Source organism: Collinsella sp. LCP19S3_H3, from assembly GCF_052119145.1.
Lineage (GTDB): Bacteria > Actinomycetota > Coriobacteriia > Coriobacteriales > Coriobacteriaceae > Collinsella.
In genome coordinates this window covers 1-913 of record NZ_JBQKFW010000036.1, presented here as the reverse complement: position 1 = coordinate 913, position 913 = coordinate 1, and the positions used below count along the sequence as shown (strand labels likewise).

Annotated in this window: 1 protein-coding gene and 1 pseudogene; one reads left to right on the top strand and one right to left on the bottom strand. The window is 67.3% G+C overall.

The window, feature by feature from the left end; genetic code table 11:
* Nucleotides 1-203 (bottom strand): annotated as a pseudogene (locus tag ACTQZF_RS09180) (IS21 family transposase); the annotation flags it as partial.
* Between the two features lie 189 nt (nt 204-392).
* Here ACTQZF_RS09180 and ACTQZF_RS09175 point away from each other — a divergent pair.
* Complete coding sequence (locus tag ACTQZF_RS09175) at nt 393-770, top strand: transposase (RefSeq protein ID WP_441555106.1); 378 nt, start codon at nt 393-395, stop codon at nt 768-770.
* Nucleotides 771-913 lie beyond the last annotated feature (143 nt).

The window sequence follows — 913 nt, the reverse complement described above, 5'->3', positions numbered from 1 at the left end:
TGGGCCTTCGCGCGGATCACCTCCTCGAGCGGGTCGAAGGCGCTGCCCCTCGCGGACCTCCCGTCGGCGGCGGACTCGCCCTCCCGCCAGTACTTGGCGACCGTGTGCCGGCCCATGCCGTGCCTCCTCGCGATCTCGCTGAAGTTCGGCTTCGCGCCGGACCCCCTGTAGACGTTCAGCTCTCCCATTACGTTTCGCTCCATATCCCGCTCCTCCCGGGTCGGATACCCGATCGGAGCATAGTTCCGTTAGCGCAGTTGGTGAAAGTGCGTTAGCGGGGCCGGCGAAAGCGCGTTAGCGCATTCGGCGAGATGCGTTTGCGAAAGTGGTCAATTTTAGATTAGCGCTAACACGAGTCGGCGGCGAAGGCGCTGTCGGTCCCGCGCAACACCGTGAGACAATGGCTCTACGTATACCGGTCGTTCGGAAGCGAGGTGCTGCTATCCATGGACGGCAAGCAGACCAGGTACACATACGAGCAGAAGGTCGCCGCCGCCTCGGCCGTGGTCGACGGCGGCATGGGCAAGCAGGACGCCATGAAGGCGTTCGGGGTCATGTCCCTGGCGCCGCTCAAGAGATGGTGCGCGCTCTACCGCGAGGGCGGCGCCGAGGCGCTCAGGCCCAAGCCCAGGGGCAGGCCGAAGGGGTCCGGCCCCAAGTCGCGCGGGCGCACCCGCGAGCAGGAGCTCGAGGAGCGCTGCCGAAGGCTCGAGACCGAGGTGGCCTACCTAAAAAAATTGCGTGCCCTGGTCGAGAGGGACGGGCTCTGACCAGGGCGAAGGTCGAGGCCGTGAGCGCCCTTCGCGCGGAGGGGTGCAAGCTGGGGAGCCTGCTGGAATGCGCCGGCCTGGCCCGGTCCAGCTACTATTACGCGCTGTCGCACCCGGCCAGGCCGACGCGCCCGGAGCTGCGG